Annotated in this window: 5 protein-coding genes and 1 pseudogene; 2 read left to right on the top strand and 4 right to left on the bottom strand. The window is 42.9% G+C overall.

Annotated features, from left to right (window positions below):
- Positions 1 to 224 precede the first annotated feature (224 nt).
- A pseudogene (locus H6G97_RS48650) lies at positions 225 to 578 on the top strand (tyrosine-type recombinase/integrase); the annotation flags it as partial.
- Here the strand turns inward: H6G97_RS48650 and H6G97_RS54380 are convergent.
- From H6G97_RS54380 to H6G97_RS48640, 3 genes are all read right to left on the bottom strand, one after another.
- A complete protein-coding gene (locus tag H6G97_RS54380) occupies positions 483 to 965 on the bottom strand; it encodes a transposase (protein WP_422394291.1) in 483 nt (160 codons plus the stop codon). The pseudogene H6G97_RS48650 and the gene H6G97_RS54380 overlap by 96 nt on opposite strands.
- A gap of 106 nt (positions 966 to 1,071) precedes the next feature.
- On the bottom strand, positions 1,072 to 1,341 hold the full coding sequence (locus H6G97_RS48645) for a hypothetical protein (RefSeq protein ID WP_190947459.1): 270 nt from the start codon (positions 1,339 to 1,341) through the stop codon (positions 1,072 to 1,074).
- A 294-nt stretch (positions 1,342 to 1,635) separates the two neighbouring features.
- A complete protein-coding gene (locus H6G97_RS48640; RefSeq protein WP_190947458.1) occupies positions 1,636 to 1,896 on the bottom strand; it encodes a hypothetical protein in 261 nt (86 codons plus the stop codon).
- 492 nt (positions 1,897 to 2,388) lie between these two features.
- On the opposite strand from H6G97_RS48640, the gene H6G97_RS55235 reads away from it, so the two are divergent.
- Positions 2,389 to 2,520, top strand: a complete 132-nt coding sequence (locus H6G97_RS55235; RefSeq protein WP_277883472.1) for a hypothetical protein — start codon at positions 2,389 to 2,391, stop codon at positions 2,518 to 2,520.
- A 150-nt stretch (positions 2,521 to 2,670) separates the two neighbouring features.
- On the opposite strand, the gene H6G97_RS48630 is transcribed toward H6G97_RS55235, so the two are convergent.
- Positions 2,671 to 2,937 (bottom strand): PDDEXK nuclease domain-containing protein, encoded by a 267-nt coding sequence (locus H6G97_RS48630; protein WP_277883471.1) that lies wholly within the window; start codon positions 2,935 to 2,937, stop codon positions 2,671 to 2,673.
- Between the last annotated feature and the right edge of the window lie 215 nt (positions 2,938 to 3,152).

Here is a 3,152-nt window from a genome sequence, read left to right as displayed (position 1 = left end):
CTGATTCGACTACAGGTGAGATCAGTGAGAATTCTTTGAGTTGCATTCAACATCAGTGCATTCAGGGAATAACCCTCACCTTACCTGATTTTGGGCTTAACCGAACCGTATTGGGAGTAATGGGGCTTGTGGCGTAGTATAGTGTCCATAATATAGCGCGTACACCGGACACTACCCTTACGAATAAATGAGGCCGCCACCCCCAACTCGTCTACCCAACAAGCATTATAGGTAAGCGAGAATACCTTACACCAAGCGAGGTACGATCTCTGCTGAATGCCGCCCTCGATCGCAAAGCTCGTTATTCTCATCGTGATTATACACTGATGCTGATGATGTTCCGCCACGGTCTTAGGGTAGGGGAAGCTGTAGGCTCTAAATGCGGTTTGCGCTGGGATGCACTGATGTGGGCCGAGCGTCAGATTTTCATCACCAGGGAAAAGGGCAGTGATTCTGGGGTGCATCCCCTGAGAGATGATGAATTAGTTTTGCTCAAAGAACTTAGAGAGATGTTGCCCGATAGCAAATATATTTTCGTTTCCGAGCGTGGTGAGGTGATGTCCACTGATGCGGTGCGAAAGCTGCTTGGTCGGCTGGCAGCACAGGCTGGGCTTGATATCAAAGTTCACTGTCACGCAGTTTTCAATCGGTGAAAAATCTGGAGAGTAGGGAGACAAATAAACCAATTTTGCTCCCACAGATTCAATGGCTTCACGGATACCTGTAACTTTATGAGAACTGAAGTTATCCATAACAACAGTTGCACCCGGCTTCATACTAGGAACTAAAACTTGAGTAACATAGGTTTCAAACGCCGATGCATTAGTACCACCAGTAAAAGTCATCGCAGCAATGATGCCTTCAGTTGACATCGCTCCAATCATCGTCACATTTTTTCCGCGGCCGTCAGGACAATGACCTTCATCTCGACTACCTTGAGGCGAACGAGCGAAGCGTCTGGTCATAGCAATATTTACCGGAGGCGGAGCGTCTCCGGCTCCGCTCCAGCTTCATCGATAAATACTAAGTCTGCTAAGTTTACTTCTCCGATGATTGTCCAATACTCTGCCCTCAATTTTTGCACCCGTTCTGTATACTTTTCGCTCGCGTGTAATGTTTTTTTTTGCGTGTCAGATTCAGCTTTTGGGTGATTCTGCCCATTAAGGAACGGCTTATCTTTACTTGAGTCTGTTGTTCTAAGCGATACCTTCGGTAAGCTTCGCTAACGCACAATTCCACCAAAGTGGCATCATTATCTGACTCTACTAATAACCCTACCAATGCCAGATGCTCATCCCAACAGCTTTGAGATTTGACCTCCACCATGAGGCTTTGGCTCAACTGTCCCACTGCTACGATATCGTCTCAGTAAACTTTGAACAAAGCTCAAGCTGACACTGAATCTTATTGCCAATTGTCGAAGATAGCCTTCTTGATTGTTATATGCATTGATCACTTTTTGGCGCAGATCACAAGAGTAAGGTTTCATTCCCTAAATACTTAAACGTTAATATACTCCATTATCTCATACTGTATTTTACTCAAGCAGGAACCGCTATATTGATTGGATTGCCAGAGTAGCCGTTAACTATCTCAGGTATTTTTGACTTTTATAAAAGTTTTATTTGTTCCTTATCAAAAATAATCTATAAAGTTTAAAACAAGTTTGATATTGAAAGGATCTAGAAGATTAATAGTTACTATTTGACCGTCTATTAACTCAATATCAAAAACGTCTTGATTTTCCCAACCTTGAATATATCCGCCTCTAGGCGTTGCCTTTTTGCAATCAGCTAATGTTAACTCTAAAAAAGCCCCATTTATTGTAACCATCTGATGAGGCAAATAGTAAAAAGTTCTTTGAACTTGTTGGGGAAATATTTCATCATCTATCATTTGTTTAGTCCTTTATTATCTATTACCTTAATAACAAACGGTTACATCTGTTACTTCAGTATTTGTCGGTATTTTTTAAACTTGTATTTGTTAGCCAAAACAAAACCCTCCGTATTGCCTTGGAGGGCTAAAGGGAAGCATCCAAATTTTGCAAAAATAAAGAAAGGAAAATCATTCGCGAGACTTCATCGCGAATAATAAGAGGGACTCAATCTTGTGGATCTTCCTCTTCTTGCTCAGAACCAGCCTAAAAGCAGCTCTTGACTGCGATCACCGGGTGTATTTGATCAAGAAACTTACGATTTTATTATTTCCAATCGCCAAGCCAATCCCGATTTTGAGTGGAATCCATTTTGGGAATATGGCGCTTTTCTCGATGTTCAAGACGCAGCCGAAGCTGCACGGTGCGCTTTACACTGCCCTAATCCTGGTCATGTCACTTTGCTGCTATGCGCGGATGATATTTCTTCGGCACATCGAACAAGTTTTGAATTGGCTCAATCCCTACTTCCTGAAGTAGATTGGCATGGTGGACATGAATATGAAGGTGAGCCTTACAAAGCTCTTATTAACACCCAACTTGCTAAAGAAGTCCTCCAATGGGTTCCGCGTCATACATGGTGACCACGAAACAACTAAATTTTAGTTTCCTATAGAATCAGCAATAATCGTTGCTTAAACATCAAGAGGCAAGCTTGGCGATGCTGTGGCCTGTGGGCGGGGATGTCGTTAAATGGTAGTTTCACGACATCTGTTGAGAGGGGGCAGGGAACATCACCCATCATTTACCTCCAAAAGCCGCCTTAACTCCTGCTTTAAAACCTCCGGATGTGGCAAATAAAGTTGATATCTTGACACAAAAAGCTGATTAAAAATACCACCCGTCGCATACTCAACCAAAATCTCATCCTTATCTCGCGCCAACACAATCCCTATCGGCTCGTTGTCATCCTCCATATTCTCCTCAGCGCGAAAATAATTTAGATACATATTCATCTGTCCAATATCCTGATGACTCACCGCTCGCGTCTTCAGCGCCAAATCATCGGAAATAGTTAAAAGCTCCGTATAGGTAACCGCTCACAGGATAAGAAACGGTACAGTCAAAAATGGGTTACTGAGATGGTAGATTAAGAGGCATGGATGAAAACTGCCTCGCCTACGGAATTGAAATTTCCGACTCAGATTGGGAAAAGACTCCAGCCAGCATCAAACAACTGGTGGAGAAAATGGGGCAGCATATAAAGCAATCAGAA

The organism is Nostoc flagelliforme FACHB-838, from assembly GCF_014698065.1.
Taxonomy (GTDB): Bacteria; Cyanobacteriota; Cyanobacteriia; order Cyanobacteriales; family Nostocaceae; genus Nostoc; species Nostoc flagelliforme_B.
This window is presented reverse-complemented; position numbering and strand designations above follow the sequence as displayed.